This is a genomic window from Bradyrhizobium sp. HKCCYLR20261, from assembly GCF_051168435.1.
GTDB lineage: Bacteria > Pseudomonadota > Alphaproteobacteria > Rhizobiales > Xanthobacteraceae > Bradyrhizobium.
On the sequence record NZ_JBNPUZ010000001.1, the window covers coordinates 210,161 to 231,712 of the forward strand.

21 protein-coding genes are annotated in these 21,552 nt (G+C 67.3%); 12 read left to right on the plus strand and 9 right to left on the minus strand.

All coding sequences use genetic code 11. From position 1 onward, the window contains the following. Nucleotides 1–62 precede the first annotated feature (62 nt). Both ACQR1L_RS00980 and ACQR1L_RS00985 read left to right on the plus strand, forming a co-directional pair. The gene (locus ACQR1L_RS00980) at nt 63–1,283 is read left to right on the plus strand and encodes a helix-turn-helix domain-containing protein (RefSeq protein ID WP_434856065.1); all 1,221 of its coding nucleotides are present in this window, start codon (nt 63–65) and stop codon (nt 1,281–1,283) included. Between the two features lie 33 nt (nt 1,284–1,316). After that, the gene (locus ACQR1L_RS00985) at nt 1,317–1,958 is read left to right on the plus strand and encodes a Vgb family protein (RefSeq protein ID WP_434856066.1); all 642 of its coding nucleotides are present in this window, start codon (nt 1,317–1,319) and stop codon (nt 1,956–1,958) included. Between the two features lie 37 nt (nt 1,959–1,995). Here ACQR1L_RS00985 and ACQR1L_RS00990 read toward each other — a convergent pair whose 3' ends face one another. Continuing rightward, complete coding sequence (locus tag ACQR1L_RS00990; RefSeq protein WP_434856067.1) at nt 1,996–3,135, minus strand: hypothetical protein; 1,140 nt, start codon at nt 3,133–3,135, stop codon at nt 1,996–1,998. A gap of 209 nt (nt 3,136–3,344) precedes the next feature. On the opposite strand from ACQR1L_RS00990, the gene ACQR1L_RS00995 reads away from it, so the two are divergent. The 6 genes from ACQR1L_RS00995 to ACQR1L_RS01020 are packed head-to-tail and all read left to right on the plus strand — an operon-like array spanning nt 3,345 to nt 9,595. After that, the gene (locus ACQR1L_RS00995) at nt 3,345–4,166 is read left to right on the plus strand and encodes a sugar phosphate isomerase/epimerase family protein (protein WP_434856068.1); all 822 of its coding nucleotides are present in this window, start codon (nt 3,345–3,347) and stop codon (nt 4,164–4,166) included. Nucleotides 4,167–4,206: 40 nt separating this feature from the next. Continuing rightward, on the plus strand, nt 4,207–5,844 hold the full coding sequence (locus tag ACQR1L_RS01000; protein ID WP_434856069.1) for an ABC transporter substrate-binding protein: 1,638 nt from the start codon (nt 4,207–4,209) through the stop codon (nt 5,842–5,844). Nucleotides 5,845–5,848: 4 nt separating this feature from the next. Next, nucleotides 5,849–6,823 (plus strand): ABC transporter ATP-binding protein, encoded by a 975-nt coding sequence (locus ACQR1L_RS01005; protein ID WP_434856070.1) that lies wholly within the window; start codon nt 5,849–5,851, stop codon nt 6,821–6,823. After that, nucleotides 6,820–7,812: an ABC transporter ATP-binding protein gene (locus ACQR1L_RS01010; protein WP_434856071.1), complete on the plus strand. Its 993-nt coding sequence runs from the start codon at nt 6,820–6,822 to the stop codon at nt 7,810–7,812. Before ACQR1L_RS01005 ends, ACQR1L_RS01010 begins: the two co-directional genes overlap by 4 nt. Beyond that, nucleotides 7,812–8,741 carry an ABC transporter permease gene (locus ACQR1L_RS01015; RefSeq protein WP_434856072.1) on the plus strand — a complete coding sequence of 310 codons (930 nt, stop codon included), beginning with the start codon at nt 7,812–7,814 and terminating at the stop codon, nt 8,739–8,741. The genes ACQR1L_RS01010 and ACQR1L_RS01015 overlap by 1 nt, the downstream gene beginning before the upstream one ends. A gap of 11 nt (nt 8,742–8,752) precedes the next feature. Then, nucleotides 8,753–9,595 (plus strand): ABC transporter permease, encoded by an 843-nt coding sequence (locus tag ACQR1L_RS01020; protein ID WP_434856546.1) that lies wholly within the window; start codon nt 8,753–8,755, stop codon nt 9,593–9,595. A 19-nt stretch (nt 9,596–9,614) separates the two neighbouring features. Here the strand turns inward: ACQR1L_RS01020 and ACQR1L_RS01025 are convergent, their stop codons facing one another. Next, nucleotides 9,615–9,803, minus strand: a complete 189-nt coding sequence (locus tag ACQR1L_RS01025) for a hypothetical protein (protein WP_434856582.1) — start codon at nt 9,801–9,803, stop codon at nt 9,615–9,617. 65 nt (nt 9,804–9,868) lie between these two features. Further along, nucleotides 9,869–10,786, minus strand: a complete 918-nt coding sequence (locus ACQR1L_RS01030; RefSeq protein ID WP_434856073.1) for an NAD(P)/FAD-dependent oxidoreductase — start codon at nt 10,784–10,786, stop codon at nt 9,869–9,871. Nucleotides 10,787–11,015: 229 nt separating this feature from the next. Here ACQR1L_RS01030 and ACQR1L_RS01035 point away from each other — a divergent pair, with 229 nt between their 5' ends. After that, nucleotides 11,016–11,177, plus strand: coding sequence for a hypothetical protein (locus ACQR1L_RS01035; protein ID WP_009025659.1), 162 nt, complete (start codon nt 11,016–11,018; stop codon nt 11,175–11,177). 279 nt (nt 11,178–11,456) lie between these two features. On the opposite strand, the gene ACQR1L_RS01040 is transcribed toward ACQR1L_RS01035, so the two are convergent. From ACQR1L_RS01040 to ACQR1L_RS01060, 5 genes are read right to left on the minus strand one after another with little or no spacing between them, the layout of a single operon-like run. After that, entirely contained in the window at nt 11,457–12,947 is a 1,491-nt protein-coding gene (locus ACQR1L_RS01040) for an ABC transporter substrate-binding protein (RefSeq protein ID WP_434856074.1), read from the minus strand. Nucleotides 12,948–12,982: 35 nt separating this feature from the next. Further along, on the minus strand, nt 12,983–14,023 hold the full coding sequence (locus tag ACQR1L_RS01045; protein ID WP_434856075.1) for an ABC transporter ATP-binding protein: 1,041 nt from the start codon (nt 14,021–14,023) through the stop codon (nt 12,983–12,985). Nucleotides 14,024–14,031: 8 nt separating this feature from the next. After that, entirely contained in the window at nt 14,032–15,042 is a 1,011-nt protein-coding gene (locus ACQR1L_RS01050) for an ABC transporter ATP-binding protein (RefSeq protein WP_434856076.1), read from the minus strand. Continuing rightward, nucleotides 15,039–15,905, minus strand: coding sequence for an ABC transporter permease (locus ACQR1L_RS01055; RefSeq protein WP_434856547.1), 867 nt, complete (start codon nt 15,903–15,905; stop codon nt 15,039–15,041). The genes ACQR1L_RS01050 and ACQR1L_RS01055 overlap by 4 nt, the downstream gene beginning before the upstream one ends. An 8-nt stretch (nt 15,906–15,913) precedes the next feature. Beyond that, the gene (locus tag ACQR1L_RS01060) at nt 15,914–16,864 is read right to left on the minus strand and encodes an ABC transporter permease (RefSeq protein ID WP_434856077.1); all 951 of its coding nucleotides are present in this window, start codon (nt 16,862–16,864) and stop codon (nt 15,914–15,916) included. A gap of 201 nt (nt 16,865–17,065) precedes the next feature. Between ACQR1L_RS01060 and ACQR1L_RS01065 the strand changes: the two genes are divergently transcribed. The 3 genes from ACQR1L_RS01065 to ACQR1L_RS01075 are packed head-to-tail and all read left to right on the plus strand — an operon-like array spanning nt 17,066 to nt 20,344. Further along, a complete protein-coding gene (locus ACQR1L_RS01065) occupies nt 17,066–18,418 on the plus strand; it encodes a GH1 family beta-glucosidase (protein ID WP_434856078.1) in 1,353 nt (450 codons plus the stop codon). A 3-nt stretch (nt 18,419–18,421) separates the two neighbouring features. Then, complete coding sequence (gene glk / locus ACQR1L_RS01070; RefSeq protein WP_434856079.1) at nt 18,422–19,402, plus strand: glucokinase; 981 nt, start codon at nt 18,422–18,424, stop codon at nt 19,400–19,402. 3 nt (nt 19,403–19,405) lie between these two features. Then, nucleotides 19,406–20,344, plus strand: coding sequence for a 1-phosphofructokinase family hexose kinase (locus ACQR1L_RS01075; protein ID WP_434856080.1), 939 nt, complete (start codon nt 19,406–19,408; stop codon nt 20,342–20,344). On the opposite strand, the gene ACQR1L_RS01080 is transcribed toward ACQR1L_RS01075, so the two are convergent. After that, nucleotides 20,304–21,428, minus strand: coding sequence for an SbmA/BacA-like family transporter (locus tag ACQR1L_RS01080; RefSeq protein WP_434856548.1), 1,125 nt, complete (start codon nt 21,426–21,428; stop codon nt 20,304–20,306). The two genes, ACQR1L_RS01075 and ACQR1L_RS01080, sit on opposite strands and share 41 nt — an antisense overlap. Between the last annotated feature and the right edge of the window lie 124 nt (nt 21,429–21,552).

Genomic DNA, 21,552 nt, shown 5'->3' on the forward strand with positions numbered 1-21,552 from the left:
CCGCGACTGAGACTAGGATCGGCGCGGGAGACACCGGGAGTGACAAGTGTGGCGGGATTTGCATGGACTCGCTGATCTCGGCCGCGGCGCAGGCGCTGGCCGCCGGTGATCCGCTCGGCGCACTCAATCGCGTCGCGTTGCGCGATGATCCGCCGGCGCTGGCGTTGCGCGGCATCGCGATAGCCCGGCTTGGCGACGTCACCAGAGCAAAGGCGCTGCTGCGGCAGGCGGCACGCGCCTTCGGTCCCAGAGCGGCCATGGCGCGCGCGCGCTGCGTCGTCGCGGAGGCCGAGATCGCGTTGGCGGCGCGTGATCTGTCGTGGCCGACGAAGGCGCTGGCCGAGGCGCGCGAAACGCTCGAGCAGCACGGCGACCGCATCAATGCCGCCTACGCGCGAAGCCTCGAGATCCGGCGCATGGTTCTCATCGGACATCTCGACGACGCCGAGCGCGGACTGGCCGATCTCGATCCCACGCCGCTGCAGCCGGCGGCGCGCACCATCTATGAGCTGATCGTCGCCGGCCTGGCGTTGCGCCGGCTGCAGACCAAGGCGGCGCAGGCGGCGCTCGAACGAGCCGCGCGCACGGCGCGGCAGGCGCGCAGTCCGGAGTTGCATGCCGAGATCGAACGTCTCCTGGGAACGCTGTCCGCGCCAGCCGCGCGCTTGATCCAAGGAGCCGAGCAACGCCTGCTGCGGCTCGATGAGGTCGAAGCGCTGTTCCGGTCGGACAGCTTGATCATCGATGCCTGCCGGCTCGCGGTGCGCCAGGGCGGCCGCATCGTGCCGTTGGCGCGGCGTCCGGTGTTGTTTGCACTCGTCCGCAGGCTCGCGGAGGGAACGCCGGATGGTGTCTCGCGGTCTCAGCTGATCGCCGCGGCTTTCCGCGGCAAGGAGGCCGACGAGTCACATCGGGCACGCCTGCGCGTCGAGATCGGGCGTCTGCGTCAGCTCTTAAAGAACATCGCCGAAGTCAGTGCGACGCGCGACGGCTTCGTGTTAACGACCCAAGGCGGTCACGGCATCGTCGTGCTGGCGCAGCCGATCGAGGACGAGAATGCCCCCGTGCTGGCCTGCCTCGCCGATGGCGAGGCGTGGTCGAGTTCCAGCCTTGCGCTGGCGCTCGGCTTGAGCCAGCGCACGGTGCAGCGCGCACTCGACGCGCTGGCGCTGTCGGGCAAGGTCCAGTCATTCGGCCGCGGCCGGGCGCAGCGCTGGACCTGCCCGGTGGTGCCGGCATTCGCGACCAGCTTGTTACTCCCGGCGTGGTCGTCGCTCGATTAGCGTGCGGGCGTCAGTCGAGGAATGGAGCACAGCATGAGACGCGCACCGGCAGAGATCATCCGCGAATACGGCCCGTTCGACGGCGCCGACCGCGTCAATGGCGTCAGCTATGACGGTGCGCAGGTCTGGATCGCGACCGGCCCCAGCATCAAGGCGATCGATCCGACCGATGGCACGGTGCGCAAATCACTCGACATGCCCTCGCACGCGGGCACCGCCTTCGACGGCCGGCACCTTTATCAGATCGCGGAGGATCGCATCCACAAGCTCGATCCGGACAGCGGGCGCGTGCTCGCGACGATCCCCGCGCCCTCCGGGGGCGGCGATTCCGGGCTAGCCTGGGCGGAGGGGTCGCTGTGGGTCGGCGCCTACCGTGAGCGCAAGATCCATCAGATCGATCCCGCGACGGGGCAGATTCTGCGCAGCATTCCCTGCACGCGCTTCGTCACCGGCGTGACCTGGGTGGACGGTGAGCTCTGGCACGGCACATGGGAGGACGATGTCAGCGACATCAGGCGCATCGATCCCGCGACCGGCGAGGTGCTCGATCAGCTCGACATGCCCGCCGGCACCGGCGTCTCCGGCCTGGAGTCGGATGGTGGCGACACGCTGTATTGCGGCGGCGGCGACAGCGGCAAGGTGCGCGCGGTCAGGCGGCCGAAACGCGCTGGGTAAGCTGCCACTTGCGGCCATGATGCCGGAGCGAGCCTGCCTACTTCGCGATCGACGTGAACGCCGCCTTGCGGAAGTTGGCGTTCGCCTCCTCGCGCGTCTGCAACTGCTGGCCACCGCCGCTGCCCACCGGCTTGGTCGGCGTGACGACAGAGAAGAGTACGAAGCCGCCCGCCTTGCGCGGGAAGATGAAATATTCCGCGATGTCCGACTTCTCGCTGTCCTCGCAGGAGGACATGCCGCGGAACACGACGGCGCTGTCGACCAGCTCGCTGTTGCGCGCGGAGATGAACTTGCCTTTGCAGTCGCGGGCGTCGTTGCCGATGATCGTGGCCGCGACCTCGAGGCCGTCGACGTTGCGCTGCGGCGGCACGATGCGCACGAAGCCGGTGGCGTTGTCAGCCTTCCAGGCGACGCCGCCCGACGTCAGCCACACCGGGCGTTCGCCGCCGCCCAGGATCGCCGGATGCGACAGCGCGGCCTTGAGAATGAAGTTGGAGGCGATCTGCATCGCCTCGAGCTGCAGCTCGGGTGAATCCTCCGCCGCGCGTGCCGGCTGCACGCTCGCGGTCGCCGCCGGCGCAGCCGCCGCAGGCGGTGCGGCCGGGCGCTGCGCCGCGGCCGCGTTGGGCTGCACCGTGAAGTTCGTGGCGGCGGCCATTCCACCGGCATTGATGATGCGCACGCAATTGGCGAGCGACAGCAGCATCACGGAGGTGCCGTTGAGATCGAACTGGAACAGGTTGCCCTGCGCGAAAGCCGACATCGTCCGTGCCGCCCGGAACGTCTTGATCAGCGTCGAGTCGTTCGGCATCGGCACGACCACCATGTTGGTCGACCACACCGAGCCCTCGACATTGTAGGAGTTTCGCCCATCGAAGCTGAGCACGATGGGAAACTTCTGTCCCTGCGTGAGCGACCAGCCGGGATGGATGAAGGCGAGCGCCCAATTGTAGGTCGGCAGCGCGAGCACGCCGAAACTGATGCCGCTCTTGTAGCTTGCGGACGCGATGCAGCTCGAGAACTTGCCGGTGTTGTCGTCGGTGTAGGCGCCGCCCGACCAGCCTGCCACTGAGATCGTGCCGTAAGGTCCTTTGGCATGCGCGGCCCCGAGCAGCGCGGCCGACGCCAGCGCCAGAACCGAAAGCATCGCCGCAAAGATCGCCCGCCGCACCGTCATCAGCCATCCCCCTTTTCGCCGCATTGTTGCAATTCCGGCGGCCACGTCAAGTAGATGCGCAAAGCGACCTTCTACCCAAGGGATAGAGCAGCTGCGACCGGTCGCGGGCTCATCCACACAACATGTCGCGGCAGCCGTCCACAGCCCTTCATGGGGACGTCATCGAACTCCGCTAGCGCTCACGAGGTCTGAAGCAAGGGATCTCGCCAATGTCCGCCACGCTGCCCGTCCTCGGTGCCGCCCTCTCCGTCAAATCGATTCCGGCCCATACCGACTGGCTGCTGGAGCCCCAGCGCGATCTCGAGATCCAGGATTTCTTCCGCGCCGATCTGCTCGACAGCGACTGGCGCGCCACCGCCAAGGAAATCAAGTCGATGCTGGACGGTCACACTGGCCGGCTCGGCATTCACGGCCCGTTCTGGGGCTTCACCATCGCCAGCCACGACCCGATGATCCGCCGCGCCGTGACCAAGCGGCTGCTGCAGGGCCTGGAAGTCGCCGAGTTTCTCGGCGCCACGCAGATGGTGATCCACTCGCCCTACACCACCTGGGACTACAACAACATCGACATGCTGCCGGACAATCGCGAGGCGCTGATCGAACGCGTGCGCGCGACGCTGTCGGACGTCATCGCCTCCGCCGAGCAGGCCAATTGCGAGCTGGTGATCGAGAACATCGAGGACAAGAACCCGCTGGATCGCGTCACGCTCGCCAAGGCGCTGAGCAGCAGCAAGGTGCGGGTGTCGCTCGATACCGGCCACGCCAACTACGCGCATCACTCCACCGGCGCGCCGCCGGTCGACTACTATGTCGACGCCGCCGGAGACATGCTGGCGCATGCCCATCTGCAGGACACCGACGGCTATGCCGACCGCCACTGGGCGCCCGGCGAAGGCAATATCCGCTGGATCGCCGTGTTCCGCGCGCTGGCGAAGCTCTCGTCCAATCCGCGCCTGATCCTCGAACTGCGCAACCACGATCACGTCAAGGCAGGCGCGGCGTACCTCGCCTCGCTCGGCCTCGCTCAATAAGCAACCGCCTTTTTTCCTGACAAGCTCAAGAGAGATTGCCATGACCAAGCTCACCCGCCGCGGCCTGCTCGGCGCCGGCGCCGCCATCGGCGGCAGCTTCATCCTGCCGCGCGTGTCGATCGCGCAAGCCGACAACCGTCCCTCCGTCACCATCGCCGTGCAGAAGGTGACGAATTCGAACGTGCTCGACGTGCTGCGCGAGCAGTCCAATGTGGGCGAGCGCGTGTTCTATTCGTCGCTGTGGGAAGGCCTGATCTCGAAGAATTTCCGCGGCAATCTCGAAGCCGTCCCCGGTCTTGCGACCGAGTGGAAGCGGATCGACGACCAGACCGTCGAGCTGAAGCTGCGCCAGGGCGTCAAGTTCCACAACGGCGACGAGATGACGGCCGAGGACGTCGTGTTCTCGTTCAGCCGCGAGCGCATGTTCGGCGACAGTGAGGCCAAGAGCCGCTCGACCATCAAGGCGTTCGAGAAGATCCCGGCGCCGCGCCCGGGCAAGGAGCTGCCGCCGGACGTGATCGGCGTCGCCCGCCGCATCTGGCCGGACCTCGTCCGCGTCGATGCCATCGACAAATACACCGTGCGCTTCGTCAACGCGACGCCTGATGTCACCATCGAGGGCCGCCTGATGCGCTACGGCTCCGACATCATGAGCCGGCGCGGCTGGGAAGAGGCTGCGAGCTATCTCGACTGGGCGCGCAAGCCGATCACCACCGGCCCCTACAAGATCGTCGAGTTCAAGCCGGACGTGTCGCTGACGCTGGAAGCGCATGACGAGTATTGGGGCGGCCGTCCGCCGCTGAAGCGCATCCGCTTCGTCGAGGTGCCGGAAGTCGCGAGCCGCATCAACGGCCTTCTGTCTGGCGAATATCAGTTCGCCTGCGACATCCCGCCGGACCAGATCGCCGGCATCGAGAAGAACCCGGCGTTCGAGGTTCAGGGCGGCACCATTCTCAACCACCGCCTCACTGTGTTCGACAAGAACCATCCGCAGCTCGCCAATCCCCTGGTGCGCCGCGCCTTCACCCACGCGATCGACCGCCAGGCGATCGTCGACAGCCTGTGGGCCGGCCGCACCCGCGTGCCGAAGGGCCTGCAGTGGGAGTTCTACGGCGACATGTTCATCGCCGACTGGAGCGTGCCGGCGTTCGATCCGAAGCTGGCGCAGGATCTCCTGAAGCAGGCCGGCTACAAGGGCGACCCGATCCCCTATCGCCTGCTCAACAACTACTACACCAACCAGACCGCGACCGCGCAGGTGCTGGTCGAGATGTGGCAGGCGGTCGGCCTCAACGTGCAGATCGAGACCAAGGAAAACTGGTCGCAGATCCTGGAGCGCGGCGCCACCCGTGCGGTGCGCGACTGGTCGAACTCGGCCGCGTTCAACGACCCGGTGTCCTCGCTGGTCGCCCAGCACGGCCCGAACGGCCAGCAGCAGCAGGTCGGCGAATGGACCAACGCCGAGCTGAACAGGCTGTCGGAATTCCTGGAGACCTCGACCGATCGCGCGGCGCGCAAGAAGGCGTTCGGCCGCATGCTGGAGATCGCCGAGCGCGAGGACCCAGCCTACACGGTGCTGCACCAGAACGCGACGTTCACGGCGAAGCCGAAGTCGATCAAGTGGAAGGCCTCGCCGGCCTTCGCGATGGACTTCCGCAACGGCAATTACGGAGCTTGATGCCGTGGCGCCGCTAGTCAGCATCTCCGGCCTGAAGGTCGCCTTCGACGGCACGCCTGTGCTGCATGGCATCGATCTCGACATCGACAGAGGCGAGGCCGTCGGCCTCGTCGGCGAGTCCGGATCCGGCAAGTCGGTGACCTGGCTCGCGGCGCTTGGCTTGTTGCCGGCCAAGGCGAGAATCGCCGGCTCCGCCACGCTCGATGGGCGCGAGCTGATCGGTGCGGATGGCAAGGTGCTCGACCAGGTGCGCGGTCGGCGCATCGCGATGATCTTCCAGGATCCTGCCAGCGCGCTCAACCCGGTGCTCACCATCCGCCGCCAATTGTGCGAGAGCCTCGCCCTGCATCGCGGCCTGCGCGGCGAGGCTGCGCGGGTCGAGGCGCTCCGGTTGCTCGACCTCGTCGGCATTCCCGATGCGACCAGGCGGCTGTCGGCCTATCCGCATGAATTCTCCGGTGGCCAGGTCCAGCGCATCATGATCGCGATGGCGCTGGCCGGCCAGCCTGATCTCTTGATCGCCGACGAGCCGACCACCGCGCTCGACGCGACCATCCAGGCGCAGATCCTCGATCTCCTGGCCGCGGTGCGGCGCGAGTTCAACATGGCGATGGTGCTGATCAGCCACGACCTCGGCGTCGTCGCGGAGAATTGCGACCGCGTTTGCGTGATGTATGCCGGCCGCATCGTCGAGCGTGCGCCCGCGACGCGGTTGTTCGACGATCCCTGGCATCCTTACGCGCAGGGCCTGATCGGCGCGCTGCCGCCGCTTGATGGCGCGCGCAGGCGGCTGCAGGCGATTGCCGGCACCGTGCCGGATCCGCGCGCGCTGCCGAGCGGCTGCGCCTTCGCGCCGCGCTGCAGCTTCGCCGGAGATGGCTGTCATGCCGGCGTGCCGCCGCTCGCGCCGTTCGAGCAGGACCGCGCGGTGGCCTGCCTGCGGCCGCAGCGGCTGCCGGTGGAGCTCGCCGCGGAATGACGACGCCACTCGTCGAGGTCGACAGGATCTCGCGCACCTATCGCATGCGGTCCGGACTGTTCGGCCGTGCCGCCGCCGTTCATGCCGTCGATGGTTTGAGCTTTTCGATCGCCAGGGGCGAGACGCTCGGCATCGTCGGGGAATCCGGCTCCGGCAAATCGACCACGGGGCGCATGGTGCTCGGGCTCGAGCCGCCGGACGCTGGCACCGTGCGCTTCGACGGTGCGCCGATCGCGGCACAGGGCACGGCGGCATGGCGCGCCCAGCGCGCGCGCATGCAGATGATCTTCCAGGATCCGCTCGGCGCGCTCGATCGCCGGCTTCCCGTCGCCGCGCAGATCCGCGAGCCGCTCGACATCCACGACATCGGCACCCAGGCCGAGCGCGAGGCGCGCGTTCACGAGCTGCTGCGCGCGGTCGACCTCAACGACAGCCATGGCGCCCGCTATCCCGGCGCGCTGTCCGGCGGCCAGCGCCAACGCATCGTGCTGGCACGCGCGCTCGCGACGAAGCCCGATTTCCTGGTCTGCGACGAGCCGGTCAGCGCGCTCGACGTCTCGATCCAGGCGCAGGTCGTCAACCTGCTGATCGATCTCCAGGCGCGTCTTGGCCTGACGATGCTGTTCATCAGCCACGATTTGCGTGTCGTCAGGCAGATCAGCCGCAAGGTCGCGGTGATGTATCTCGGCCGCATCGTCGAATATGGCGACGCCGATGATCTGTTCGCGCGGCCGCAGCATCCCTACACGCAGGCGCTGGTCTCCGCCTCGCCCGCGCCGGGCCGCCGCAGCACCAACCGCATCGTGCTGACCGGCGATCCGCCCAATCCGGCCGCGCGTCCCGCCGGCTGCGCCTTCCATCCGCGCTGCGGTCATGCGACGGCCCGCTGCAAGGTCGAGGTGCCCGCGCTCACCGCGCTCGATGCGCAGCGCCAGGTGGCATGCCATCTCGTGACCGGCGCGCCGTCACAGAACCAGGACGCTGCGTGATGCTCCGCTTTTTCGCGATCCGCGTCGCGCGCGCGCTGCTGACCATCGCCCTCGTCGTCACCTTCGCCTTCATCGTGTTGCGGCTGTCGGGCGATCCCGCCTTGATGATCATGGGGCCGGAGGCGCCGCCCGAGGTGATCGCAGCGTTCCGCAAGGCGTGGGGCCTCGATCATCCGATCTGGGTGCAGTATCTCGACTACTTCAAGGCGATCGGCCAGGGCGAGCTCGGCCGCTCGATGCGCGACGGGCGCCCGGCGATCCAGCTCGTGCTGGAGCGCATCCCGGCCACGCTCGCGCTCACCATCCCCGCCTTCCTGGTCAAGGTGCTGCTCGGCATTCCCGCCGGCATCTATGCCGCGCTCCACCGCGGCTCCGCCATCGACCGCGCCGTGATGATCACGGCGGTGGCCGGCTTCACGGTTCCGAGCTTCGTGCTGGCGCTGCTGCTGGTGCTGATTTTCGCCGTGCAGCTCGGCTGGCTGCCCTCGGGCGGACAGGATTCATGGCGCCACGCCATCCTGCCGATCGTGACGCTCGGCTTCGGCGGCGCCGCCGTGCTGGCGCGCTTCACGCGCAGCGCGATGCTGGAAATCCTCGGCCAGCCCTACATTCGCACGGCATCTGCCAAGGGCGTGCCCTGGCGCCGCGTCATCACCGATCACGCGCTGCCGAACGCCGCGATCCCCACCGTCACGATCCTCGGCTTCATGGTCGGCAGCCTGATCGCCGGCGCCGTCGTGGTCGAGAGCGTCTTCTCGTGGCCCGGTGTCGGCCGGCTGCTGGTCGTCGCGGTGGCCAATCGCGACCTCGCCGTCGTGCAATGCATCCTGCTGCTGGTCGCGATGACGATGGTGACGTCGAACCTGATCGTCGATTTTCTCTACGGCCTGCTCGATCCGCGGCTGCGCAGCAAGGGAGCGGAGGCATGACCGACGTCGCGATGAAGGCGCCGGCCGCAAGGCGGCTGCGCTGGCCGAACATCCCGGTCTCCGTCACCATTGCGATCGGCTGGATCGCGGCGATGCTGATCATCGCGATCTTCGCCGACCAGATCGCGCCTTACGGCTTCACCAAATTCGACCTGCGCAACCGTCTCTCGCTGCCAGGCAACCCGGCTCATCTTCTCGGCACCGACGAACTCGGCCGCGACGTGCTGTCCCGCCTGATCGTCTCGATCCGGATTTCGCTCTTGATCGCGTTCGGCGCCACCGCGATCTCCGCGATCGCCGGCACCACGCTCGGCTTCCTCGCCGCGCATTTCCGCGGCCTCGTCGAGCAATTCGTCCTGATGCTCGCCGACTTCCAGGCGAGCATGCCGTTCCTGATCCTCGCGCTCGCGGTGCTCGCCTTCTTCGGCAATTCTCTGCCGCTGTTGATCGGCCTGATGGGCCTGTTCGGCTGGGAGCGCTACGCACGCATCGCGCGCGGGCTCGCGATCTCGGCCAATGCGCAGGGCTATGCCGCCGCCGTGCGCCAGCTCGGCGCGACGCCGCGCCGCGTGTATCTGAGGCACATCCTGCCGAACATCGCCTCGACCCTGATCGTGTCGATGACGCTGGTGTTTCCGGAGGTCATCCTGCTGGAGTCGGGACTGTCGTTCCTCGGCCTCGGTGTGCAGCCGCCGATGACCAGCCTCGGCAACATGGTCGGCTATGGCCGCGAATATCTTACGCGAGCCCCGTGGATCATGCTCGCGCCTGCGCTCACGATCGTGGTCACGACGCTCGCGGTCTCCGTGATCGGCGACTGGCTGCGTGACAGACTGGATCCGACGCTGCAATAGATCGATCCGCGGCGCTGGATCAGTAGCGGGTATCCCGACTGGCCGCCTCGGCGTGATCGCAGACGATCAAGGCGTGCCCCGCTTGCTCGCCCGCGAGCGCCATCCATTTCGACGCCTGCTGCAGCCAGAGGTCACGCCGGGCGGGATCACGCTCGGCCTCTTCACGGCAGCTGGACGCAGCCGCCAAACATGCCGATTTCCTGTCCATGGGCCATGGTCCGACACGTCAACGCCAGCGGCACTTACATAGGATATCGCGATTTCAGGTTGCGATCAATTTCCCTGCGGTTTCGCCTCCCATGGTTCAGCAAAGCGCATCGGCAGCGAATGGTGCGCATGGCATGCCGCGACCGCAGCATGGCCGAAAGCCACGGCGATCTGATGCAAGTCCGTCACGACGTCGCCGATGCCATAGAGACCGTCGACTCCGCAGCGCTGCTTGGCATCGACCTCGAGAAATCCCTCCTCCGTATGGCGCGCGCCGAGCCTGATCGCGAGCTCGGAACGGACCTCCGCCCCCATCGCGGGATAGACGATGTCGAAGCGCTCATCGCTGCCATCCACGAACGAGACGGCCAGTGCGCCCCCCGCGCGTTGTATCGCCTTGAGCGGCGGCGTCACCCGAATTCCGGCCGTGGCCAGCTCTCGCTGCCTTGCATCGTTCTGCTCGTGGCCGATCGGGATCAAGGTGACGTCGGAGCTGTAGACGCGCATGAACAACGCCTTGCCCGCGGCATGTCCGAGGGGTCCCATGATCGCGATCTTGCGTCCGGCAGCCTCGAAGGCGTCACAGACGGGGCAATAGCGCAGCGCGCCTTCGCGCACCGCCGCCGTCCAGTCGGTGAGCGGCGCCTGTTTGTCGACGATCCCCGTGGCCAGCACAGCCCGTTGCGCCACAATCGTCCCGCCCTCGTGCCCGGCGATGACGTCGCCGTTCCGGCGTTCGAGCACCGCCACCGTGCCGCTGATGATGGGCACGTCGAGTTCCTCGACCTGCAGCCGCATCCGCGCCAGCAGCTCGCGGCCGGAAAGGCCATTCGGAAACCCCGGCAGGTTGTGACTTCGCGGAATCAGCGCCGCGCGTGACGCGCCACTGTCGATGATCACCACCTGCCGCCGGAACCGCGCCAGGTAGATCGCGGCCATCAGGCCAGCCGGCCCACCGCCAATGACCAGAACTTCGGTGCGCATCGCTGTCCTCGCCTCGGATCGGGGAACCAAATGCCGAGCGACGGAACGGTTCCTGCCACACTAGGCGTCAACCTGCGGAGACAGAGGAACGTCGACGGAACCTTCTGCGCCGCTACGGCGTTAACTTATGTCGCTGCCGCGGCGGAAAAGCCGTGCAAACTTGGCAGCGAGGGGGATTTGTTGCGAGGGCGCGTGGATGCGATTTGTCAATTCGACCGATGAAAGTTTGATGGCCTACTACGAGAGTGTCCGCAAGCAGGTGGCTGCCGACAGCCGGATCGGGGGACCGTACCGGCTGATCGGCGAGCGGGCCAAGCAATATGCCCAGGAGCTCCAGGCCGAGATGCGGCGCCGGCAATTGCGCTTCACGCCGATCGAGTGGCCGAATTGAACTCATGATTCAGAGGGCATGCATAGAGTCGATGCATGCCTTCGCTCGAAAGGCGCTGAAACGCCGGTGTTAGTTGTTGCGCCCTCGCCCCTTGTGGGAGAGGGCATGTAGGACAGGGCGGCATACTCGGTTGGGTGAGGGGTTTCTTTCCACGAGTAAAGTTCGCGGAGAGAAACCCCTCAACCAACCGAGCAAGCTGAGAGGCTGGTGCTGCCCTCTCCCACAAGGGGAGAGGGCACTGTATTTGGCATTGCTGATGCGGCGTCTCTCAAAGAGCGCTCACTCCCAGCTCCAGCTCGAGAAATCGTTCTCGAACTGCGGCACGTCCTTCCAGACGCCCTTCAGCTTCTTGTTGATCACCGTGATCCATTGCGGCTGGAACAGGAAGCCGGCGGCGGCGTCGGTGGCCAGCAGGCGCTGGGCGTCGCCGAGCAGCTTGGCGCGGTCGGCCTCGGCGGGCGTGTCGACGATCTGCTGATAGAGCTTGTTGAACGCCTCGGACTGATAGCCAAAGTAATAGTTCGGCTCGGTGAACTTCACGAGGTCGAACGGCTCGACATGCGAGACGATCGTCAGGTCGAAATCGTGCGGGCCGTTGAACACCTGCGACAGCCACGCCGCCCATTCGAGGTTTTCGATCTTGGCGGTAATGCCGACCTTGGCCAGCTGCGCCGCGATCACCTCGCCGCCCTGCCGGGCATAGGCCGGCGGCGGCAGCCGCAGCGACAATTGCAGCGGCGTGGTGACGCCGGCTTCCACCAGCAGCTTCTTCGCCTTCTCCGGATCGTACGGATTGATGTCCGTCGTATCGACATAGCCGAGCGCGCCCGGCACATAGAAGCTGCCGATCGGGGTGCCCAGCCCGTCGACGGCACCCTCGATCAGCGCCTTGCGGTCGATCGCGGCCAGAATGGCGCGGCGGACGCGGACGTCGTCGAGCGGCTTCTTCTTGTTGTTGATGGTGAGGATGGTCTTCGCCTTGGAGCCGCCGATCAGCACCGTGAAGCGCGGGTCGGCCTTGAACTGCGCGATGGTGCGCGCCGAGGTGCCGCGCGGGAAGGCGTCGACATCGCCCGACAGCAAGGCGGCAACTTGCGCCGCCGGATCGGAGATGAAGCGGATCGTCACCTTGGACAGCTTGACGGCGGCGGCGTTGCGATACTCGGGCCATTTGTTCAAGGTCAGCGATGAGCCCTTGGCCCAGGCGCCGAGCGTATACGGCCCGGTGCCGACCGGCTGCGTCGCATTGGTCGGCGCGCTCTTCGGCTCGACGATCGAGGCGGTCGCCTGCCCCAGCAGGAACGGCAGGTTCGGCTCGGAATATTTCAGCTTGACCTCGATGGTCTCGGCGTCCGGCGCGTTGACCGCCTCCATCGCCTGGAACAGTGCCTTGTCCTTGTTGGTGCTGTTGGCAGCGCCGGCGCGGTCGAACGAGAACTTCACCGCGGCGGAATCGAACGCCTCGCCATTCTGGAATTTGACGCCCTTGGCGAGCTTGAAGGTGTAGCTCTTCAGGTCGGACGAGGCCTGCCAGCTCGTGGCCAGAAGCGGCGATACCGAGCCGTCCTCGTTGATCTTGGTCAGCGTCTCATAGACGTTGTAGAGCGTGACCTCGGCAATCGCAGCCGCGGCCGCGCTGGTCGGGTCGAGACCCGGCGGCTCCAAGGTCATGCCGACGACGACGCTGTCCTTCTTGCTCTGTGCCGAGGCGGGCACAGCAGCGGCCGCGACGAGCGCGGTCAAAGCGATGATGGATAGTTTCTTCAACATGTGTTCGTTTCTCCCGGACGGAACCGAATTATGCGTCAAAGCGGCTTGGAGACAAGAGGCGGATGTTCTGCAGTCGTCGCCGCCGGCAGCGCCATCACGCTTTCCGCATGGTGGCAGGCAGCCGAATGTTGCGCCGTCAATGCCCGCAGCGCGGGCGCGGTCTCGCGGCAATGCGCATCGGCGAGCGGACAGCGCGGCGCGTAGGCGCAGCCGGCCGTGCCCAGGGACTGCGAGGCGATCGCAACGTCCGCGCGCCTGCGCCTGACCGCCCCGGCCTGCGCCCGCGGCACGGCGTCCAGCAGCGCCCGCGTATACGGGTGAGCACACTGCCCGAACAGATCCTCCGGCCGCCCCTGCTCGACGATGCGGCCGAGATACATCACCGCGACCTCGTCGCAGAGATAGTCGACGACCGCGAGGTCATGGCTGATCAGGACATAGCTGAGGCCGAACTGCTCCTGCAGGTCCTGCATCAGGTTGAGCACCTGCGCCTGCACGGACACGTCCAGTGCCGAGACCGGCTCGTCGGCGACGATCAGCTTCGGCTGGGTGATCAGCGCGCGCGCGATCGCGATGCGCTGGCGCTGGCCGCCGGAGAATTCATGCGGATATTTGTCCATGTCGGCGTCGCGCAGGCCGACCTGCCGCAACACGCTCGCCACGCGGGTGCGCAAGGTGTCGCGATCCGGGCTCTCCAAAGCGGTCAGCGGCTCGGCGACGATGCGCGCGATGGTCTGGCGCGGATCGAGCGAGCCATACGGGTCCTGGAATACCATCTGGAAATCGCGCCGCGCGCGGCGCAGCTCGTCAGCCGGGAGACGGTCGAGATCGCGCCCGGACATCAGCACCGATCCCGACGACGGCACCTCCAGCGCCATGATGAGCCGCGCCAAGGTCGACTTGCCGGAGCCGGACTCGCCGACGATGCCGAGGCTCTTGCCCGGCATCAGTTGAAGCGAGACGCCATTGAGCGCCAGAACGTGGCCCGGCGGACGCAGCAGGCTCTCGCGCGGCAGCGTGTAGCGCTGCACGAGATCCCTGATCTCCAGTAGCGGCGCCTCGGAGACATTCTTCACGGCCGCGCTCACGCCACCACCCCCACGGGATCGCGCGCGAGCGACGCGTCGGTTCGGATGCAGCGGACGCCGTGTCCGGCGCCGATCTCGATCAGCGGCGGCAGCGCGGAGCGACAGGCGTCGATCACCAGCGCGCATCGGTTGGCGAACGGGCATCCCGTGGGAAGATCGGCCAGCTCCGGCACGGTGCCGGCGATGGTCGACAGACGCGTGCCCTTGCGCGCACCGAGCCGCGGCCGCGCCCGGAACAGGCCCTGCGTGTAGGGATGCCCCATGCGCGAGAACACCGCGTCCGTGGTGCCGCTCTCGACGACCGTGCCGCCATACATCACGATCATGCGCTGCACGTTCTCGGCGATGACGCCGAGATCGTGCGAGATCAGGATCATCGCCATGCCCTGCTCCGCGACGAGGTCGGCGATCAGATCGAGGATCTGGCGCTGGATGGTGACGTCGAGCGCGGTGGTCGGCTCGTCGGCGATCAGCACGTCGGGCTTGCAGGCGAGCGCCATCGCGATGGTGATGCGCTGCCGCTGGCCGCCGGAGAACTGATGCGGATAGGCGTCGTAGCGCCTGATAGCATCCGGGAGGCCGACGCGGTCGAGCAGCGCGATCGCCTGACGCTTCGCGTCGGCCGCCGAACAGCCGGTGTGGCGCAGCAGCGGCTCGGCGACCTGATGGCCGATCGTGTGCATCGGATTGAGCGCGGTCATCGGCTCCTGGAAGATCATGCTGATGCGGTTGCCGCGCAGCTTGCAGTAATCCGCATCGGGCAAGCCGGCCAGCTCGCGGCCGTCGAGCCTGATGCTGCCGCTGACGACCGCGCTGTCGGGCAGCAGCCCGAGCAGCGCCAGCGCGGTGATCGACTTGCCGCAACCGGACTCGCCGACGATGCCGAGCGTCTCGCCGCGGCGGAGCGCGAAGGAGACCTCGCGCACCGCCTGTGCCGGACCGCGGCTGGTGTTGAGCCGGATGCCGAGGCTTTTGACATCGAGCAGGATCTGATCGCTCGCGTTCATCGCTGCCTCGCCAGGCGCGGATCGAGCAGGTCGCGCAGACCATCGCCGAGCAGGTTGAGGCCGAGCACCGCGAGCGCGATGGCAGCGCCCGGATACACGGCCAAGCTCGGCGACTGGAACAGCAGGGTCTGCGCATCGTTCAGCATGCGCCCCCAGGACGGCTGCGGCGGCTGCGTGCCGAGGCCGAGATAGGACAAGGCGGCCTCCGCCAGGATCGCCAGCGCGAACTGGATGGTCGCCTGCACGATCAGGATCGACAGGATGTTTGGCAGCACGTGCTCGATGGTGATCCTAAAGCGGCCCTTGCCGGCGGCACGCGCCGCCAGGATGAACTCGCGCGCCCAGATCGCGCCGGCCGAGCCGCGGGTGACGCGGACGAAAACGGGGATCTGGAAGATGCCGATCGCGGTGATCGAGGTCACCATGCCCGGCCCGATCACGGCCGCCAGCATGATCGCCGAGAGCACGGCGGGAAAGGCGAAGGTGAAGTCGCTGAAACGCATCACCAGCTCCTCGGTCCAGCCGCGCTGCGCGGCGGCGACGAGACCGAGGGCAACGCCGCAGGTGAGTCCGATGCCGACAGCGATGATGCCGACGAGAATGGTCGCGCGCGCGCCGACCAGCAACAGCGAGACGATGTCGCGGCCGAACACGTCGGTGCCGAGCCAATGCGCGGAGGACGGCGGCCGCAGCTTGGACGCGACGTCGATCTCATAGGCCGACCACGGCGTCCACACCAGCGACAGCAAGGCTGAGCCGAGCACGAGCAGGCAGAGCAGCGCGCCGACGACGAAGCTGCGCTGGCGCAGCGCGCGGCGCCAGAATGCATTCTGCGCGGGTGCTGCGCCGGCCTGAACGATCACGGATGCACTCACAGCTCGTGCACCTTGATGCGCGGATCGATGACGGCATACAGCACGTCGACCACGAAATTGACAATGATGACCATGGCCGCCAGCAGCATCACGCAATTGCGGACGACGATGAGATCGCGATTGGCGATCGACTGGAAGATGAGGCGGCCGAGGCCCGGGAGGTAGAACACGTTCTCGATCACGATGGTGCCGGCCAGCAGATTGGCGAATTGCAGGCCCATCACGGTGAGCACCGGGATCATCGCATTGCGCAGCACGTGCTGCCAGAGCACCTCGCGCCTGGTCAGGCCCTTGGCGCGCGCGGTGCGGACGAAATCCTCGCGCAGCACGTCGAGCACGGCCGAGCGCGTCACCCGCGCCAGGATCGCGGCCTGGACCACTGCGAGCGCCACCGCTGGCAGCAGCAGCGAGCGCAGGCCGGGCCAGATGCCGTCCTCCCAGCCGGGGAAGCCACCGGCCGACAGCCATTGCAGCTTCACCGCGAACAACAGAATCAGCAGGATCGCGAACCAGAAATTCGGCAGCGCGATGCCGATCTGGGTCAGTGACATCACGCCGACATCGCCGATGCGGTTGTGGTTCGCGGCGGTGTAGATGCCGGCCGCGAGCGCCAGCACCGTGGTCAGCGCCATGGCCATGATTGCCAGCGGAATCGTCATCGCCAGCCGCTCGCGGATCAGTTCGGCCACCGGCGTGCCATAGGCATAGCTGTTGCCGAGCTGTCCGGTGGCGAGCCCGCCGAGCCATTGCAAATAGCGCAGCGCCAGCGGCTGATCGAGCCCGAGCTTGACCGTCAGCGCCCTGACCGCATCGGGCGATGCGTCGGCGCCCATCAGCATCTGCGCCGCATTGCCCGGCAGGGCATCGAGCACCAGGAAAATGATCAGCGACGCCCCGACCAGGGTCGCAAGCAGGGTCAGGCATCGCCGCAACAGAAACACGCCCATTCGAGCCGGAACTCCATTTCTCGGCGGCCGCACGTTCTACAGCTTTGGCCGGGGATGCAAGCCCATTGCCTGCATGATCCCCCCTCGCCGGCGCGGGACACCGCCGCTGACGCGCGCGGGCCGCTTGATCCCGGTCAACGGCCCGATGGCGGAGATCGGCAACATCAGCCTGACTACAGCAGCGCAAGGCCTCTTCTTATCATGACCATCCGTCCGAACTTCGTCTGGGGCGCCTCGACCTCGGCCTTCCAGATCGAAGGCGCTGCCCATCTCGACGGCCGCGCCGACAGCATCTGGGACGTCTATCTGCGCGCCCCCGGCCGGGCCAGCCACAACGACAATGCCGAAGTCGCCTGCGACCATTACCACCGCTATGCCGAGGACGTCGCGCTGATGCGCGAGCTTGGCCTCAACGCCTACCGCTTCTCCATCGCCTGGCCGCGCGTGCTGCCGCAGGGCCGCGGCGCGGCCAACGAAGCCGGACTCGCGTTCTACGACCGCCTGATCGATGCGCTGCTGGCCGCGGAGATAGAGCCGTGGCTCTGCCTCTACCATTGGGACCTTCCGCAGGCGCTGGAGGCGCTTGGCGGCTGGCCGAACCGCGACATCGCCGGCTGGTTCGCCGACTATGCCGCGCTGGTGGCCCGGCGTTTCGGCGACCGCGTCAAGCGCTTCGCGACCTTCAACGAGCCTTGCGTGTTCACGCTGTTCGGCTACGGCCTCGGCTGGCATGCGCCGGGGATCGCCGATGCGGCGGCGCTGCACAAGGCCATTCATCACGTCAATCTCAGCCATGGCCGCGCCGTCGACGTGCTGCGCCGGGACGTCGCGGGCGCGTCGATCGGCGCCATCCACAATCGCCAGCCCTGCTACCCCGCGACCGATGCGCCTGCGGACGCCGCGGCGGCGTTGCGTCTCGCGGCCTATTGGAACGATGCCTTTCCGTTCCCGCAGTCCTTTGCCTGCTATCCGCCGGATCTGACGGACGCCGTCGCGCCCTATGTCTTGCCAGGCGACATGGCCCAGATCGCCCGCCCCCTCGACTGGTTCGGGCTCAATCATTACTCGCCGCATTACGTCAAGGCAGGCACCAATTTGATCGGCGCCGCCTTCGGCCCGGCGCCCGCCGCGGTGCCGCGCAGCGCGATCGGCTGGCCGGTGGTGCCGGACGCTTTCCGCGACACGCTGCTGGATATTCACCAGCGGTTCCAGTTGCCGATCTATGTGCTGGAGAACGGCACGGCGGCCAATGACGTGCTTGGTCCCGGCGACCGGATCCAGGATGACGACCGGACCGCCTATCTCGCCGCCTACACCGCCGCCATGGAACAGGCGATCGCCGACGGCGCCGACGTGCGCGGCTATTTCGTCTGGTCGCTGCTGGATAATTTTGAATGGGGGGCGGGCTATTCGCAGCGTTTCGGCATTGTCTATGTCGATCACGCCACCCAGCGCCGCATTCCCAAGGCATCGGCGCGGTGGTATGCGGAGAAGATTGCGGCATGGCGGAGGTCGAACGGCCCCGCCGGGGCCGCACAACCGGCGGAAGATTGAGGGATGAGCGAGCGCGTTCTTCTGGGCGACATCGGCGGCACCAATGCGCGGTTCGCGCTGCTCGACGGCGGGGTGATCGGCGAGGTCGCGCATTTGAAGGTCGCCGACTTTCCAACCATCGCGGATGCGATCACCGACTTCCTGTCGCGGCACGCCGCAGGCGGCCCGCCCACCGCGGCCGTGCTCGACATCGCCGGTCCGATCGAGCGCAACCGCGGCATGCTGACCAATTCAACCTGGGTGATCGACGGCGCCGAACTGGCGACGCGGTTCAATCTGCGCTCGGCGAAGCTGCTGAACGATTTCGAAGCGGTCGGCTGGTCGCTACCCGCGCTACATTCCGACGATCTCTATCCGCTCGGCGGCAGCGCGGCGGCCGAGGGCGCGCCGATGCTGGTGATCGGTCCGGGCACCGGCTTCGGCGCGGCCTGCTATCTCCCGGGCGATGGCCGCCCGGCCGTCGCCGTCACCGAAGCAGGCCACGCCACCTTGCCGGCGACGAGCGCGCGCGAGGCCGCGGTGCTCGCGAAGATGCGCGAGCGCTTCGGCCACGTCTCGATCGAGCGGGCGCTGTCGGGCATGGGCCTCGAGAACGTCTACCAGGCGATCGCGGCGGTCGACGGCGTCAACGTGCCGAAGCGCGACGCCGCCGCGATCACCCACGCCGCGCTCGACGGCAGTTGCGCCACCAGCCGCGCCACGCTCGACATGTTCTGCGCCTGGCTAGGAGCCGTCGCCGGCAATCTGGCGCTGACCTTCTGCGCCCGCGGCGGCGTCTACATCGCCGGCGGCATTCCGCCGCGCTTTCCTGACACCTTCGCCAAGTCCGACTTCCGCCGGCAGTTCGAGAGCAAGGGGCGCTACGACAGCTATCTGCGGCCCATCCCGGTGCATCTCGTCACCAAGCCGGATATCAGCTTTCTCGGCCTCAAATCCTTCTACGAGTCCAGCATCACTTCCAACGGCGGGTCACCCGCGACCTGATCCATGAGCGACATCGTCACGATCACGCCGAACCCGGCGGTCGATGTCTCGACGACGGTCGAGACCATCGTGCCGGTGGCGAAGCTGCGCGGCACCACGCAGCAGCGCGATCCCGGCGGCGGCGGCATCAACGTCGCGCGCGTGATCACCCGGCTCGGCGGCGATGTCACCGCACTCTATCCGATCGGCGGCCCGACCGGACTGCTTTTGAAGCAACTCGTGGAGAAGGAAGGCGTTGCCAGTCGCACCTGGGCGACGCGTGAAGACACGCGCGAGGATTTCTTCGTCCTGGAGCGCGCGAGCGGTCAACCCTATCGCTTCATCCTGCCCGGACCGACGCTCACGGAACCCGAATGGCAAGCCGGCCTCGCGTTGCTCAGCGGGCTCGAACCGTTCCCGCGCTTCGTGATCGGCAGCGGCAGCCTGCCGCGCGGCGTGCCGAGCGACTACTACGCCCGCATCGCGGCCATCGCGCGGGCTCGCGGCGCACAGTTCATTCTCGACACCTCGGGCCCCGCGCTGGCGGCGGCGGTGGCCGGCGGCGTCGACCTGATCAAGCCGTCGCTGCACGAGATGCGCGACCTCGCCGGCGGCGAGCTGCCGGATGCGGCCGCCTGGGAGACGGCGGCACGCACGCTCGTCGCGAATGGCAGGGTCGGAATGGTCGCGCTCACGATGGGCCATCTCGGCGCGCTGCTGGTGACGCCGGAGCGCGTGATGCGCGCACAGCCGCTGACGATGGTGCCGGTCAACGCCGTCGGCGCCGGCGACAGTTTTCTCGGCGCCCTGGTGGCGAAGCTTGCCGCAAGCGCGCCGCTCGAGAATGCCTTCCGCTTCGCGGTCGCGGCCGGCGCCGCCGCCCTGCTCCGCACCGGCACAGCGCTGTGCGATCCCGCCGATATCACCCGTCTGCTGGCTGACGTGCGGCTGGAGGCGGCGTAACCTCCGCCTCGCCGGCGCCGTTGAGCCGGTCGAGCGACAGCAGCAGGCCGCCGACGCGCTCGAGCGACGACATCCACTCGGCGACACGGCTGAAATTGTCCACCATCCAGTTGAACGAGCCCTGCACCAGCGTGAACGCCGCCGCCGCCTGGGTGAGCTCGCCGAGGGTCATTTGATCGCCGAGAAACTTCGGCGCGCATAGCACGAGGCCGATGATCGGCGCGAGCAGCGTGTTCAGATGCGACACCAGGGTGTTGCGCATCAATTGCCAGCACAGCCGCTTCCATTGCTGAATCGTCCGGTCGAGCGCCAGCCAGATGCTCGCGACGACGCCGCGCTCCTCCTGCTTGGGCGTGATGCCTTCGCCGATGTCGCGCAGATGATGCGCCGCCGTGATCAATTCCGACTCGACCTGGTTCTTGGTCTGGATGACGCGGGTGAGCGGCGCGCCGACCCACAGCATCGCTCCCGTGACCAGCCCCGAATAGACGACGACGCTGACCACCAGATAGCCGGGAAGCCACAGCTCAAGCCCGGCCACCGCAAAGCTGATGGAGCCGCCGACCTGCCACAGCACCTGGACGAATACGACCGCCGTCAGCAGCGCCGAGATCACGCTCACCACGAAATCGATCGGCGCATCGGTGGCGATGCGGATATCCTCGGCGATGCGATATTCGGGGATCTTCTGGTCGCCCTGCACCGTCGCGAGCCGCGCATAGCGATCGTTCTCGACCCAGTAGTCGATCACTTCGGCACTCAGCCATTGCCGCCAGTTGCGCTGCATCGTCATGCGGCCCCACACCGAGACGATCGCCAGCACGACGCTCGACAGACAGAGCGGGACCAGCAGGACGGCCTGCTGCCGCAGCCGCGCCGGGTCGCGACCTTCCAGCGCGTCGAAGAAATCCCTGTTCCAGTAATTGAAGCGGAACTGCACATAGAGCTGAAGCACGACGAGACCGACGAGGGCGGCGCAGAGCAGCCAGACCCGCCAGGCGCGTAACCCGAGCCAGAAATGCCGTGCCGTCAGCCAGAACCGCGACCATTCGCGATTGCCGTCCTCGTTCTCGTCGTCTGGCATCATCGCGGGTTGGACGTCCTCCGATTCAGGGCGGGAACTCTAGCATGGACTGATCTACGTAGCTCCGGGCCGTCGCGCTTGATCTTCCGCAAGGCGTGGGCCGCGCAACGCGACAAACTCACTG

Bases quoted from the DNA above. Each gene is read 5' to 3' on its own strand.
- ACQR1L_RS01030 (WP_434856073.1), bottom strand. From the start codon at position 10,786: ATGCGCACCGAAGTTCTGGTCATTGGCGGTGGGCCGGCTGGCCTGATG.
- ACQR1L_RS01035 (WP_009025659.1), top strand. From the start codon at position 11,016: ATGGCCTACTACGAGAGTGTCCGCAAGCAGGTGGCTGCCGACAGCCGG.
- ACQR1L_RS01075 (WP_434856080.1), top strand. From the start codon at position 19,406: ATGAGCGACATCGTCACGATCACGCCGAACCCGGCGGTCGATGTCTCG.
- ACQR1L_RS00990 (WP_434856067.1), bottom strand. From the start codon at position 3,135: ATGACGGTGCGGCGGGCGATCTTTGCGGCGATGCTTTCGGTTCTGGCG.
- ACQR1L_RS01010 (WP_434856071.1), top strand. From the start codon at position 6,820: ATGACGACGCCACTCGTCGAGGTCGACAGGATCTCGCGCACCTATCGC.
- ACQR1L_RS01050 (WP_434856076.1), bottom strand. From the start codon at position 15,042: ATGAACGCGAGCGATCAGATCCTGCTCGATGTCAAAAGCCTCGGCATC.
- glk (WP_434856079.1), top strand. From the start codon at position 18,422: ATGAGCGAGCGCGTTCTTCTGGGCGACATCGGCGGCACCAATGCGCGG.
- ACQR1L_RS01080 (WP_434856548.1), bottom strand. From the start codon at position 21,428: ATGCCAGACGACGAGAACGAGGACGGCAATCGCGAATGGTCGCGGTTC.
- ACQR1L_RS01040 (WP_434856074.1), bottom strand. From the start codon at position 12,947: ATGTTGAAGAAACTATCCATCATCGCTTTGACCGCGCTCGTCGCGGCC.
- ACQR1L_RS01000 (WP_434856069.1), top strand. From the start codon at position 4,207: ATGACCAAGCTCACCCGCCGCGGCCTGCTCGGCGCCGGCGCCGCCATC.
- ACQR1L_RS01065 (WP_434856078.1), top strand. From the start codon at position 17,066: ATGACCATCCGTCCGAACTTCGTCTGGGGCGCCTCGACCTCGGCCTTC.
- ACQR1L_RS00995 (WP_434856068.1), top strand. From the start codon at position 3,345: ATGTCCGCCACGCTGCCCGTCCTCGGTGCCGCCCTCTCCGTCAAATCG.
- ACQR1L_RS00985 (WP_434856066.1), top strand. From the start codon at position 1,317: ATGAGACGCGCACCGGCAGAGATCATCCGCGAATACGGCCCGTTCGAC.
- ACQR1L_RS00980 (WP_434856065.1), top strand. From the start codon at position 63: ATGGACTCGCTGATCTCGGCCGCGGCGCAGGCGCTGGCCGCCGGTGAT.
- ACQR1L_RS01025 (WP_434856582.1), bottom strand. From the start codon at position 9,803: ATGGACAGGAAATCGGCATGTTTGGCGGCTGCGTCCAGCTGCCGTGAA.
- ACQR1L_RS01020 (WP_434856546.1), top strand. From the start codon at position 8,753: ATGAAGGCGCCGGCCGCAAGGCGGCTGCGCTGGCCGAACATCCCGGTC.
- ACQR1L_RS01060 (WP_434856077.1), bottom strand. From the start codon at position 16,864: ATGGGCGTGTTTCTGTTGCGGCGATGCCTGACCCTGCTTGCGACCCTG.
- ACQR1L_RS01015 (WP_434856072.1), top strand. From the start codon at position 7,812: ATGCTCCGCTTTTTCGCGATCCGCGTCGCGCGCGCGCTGCTGACCATC.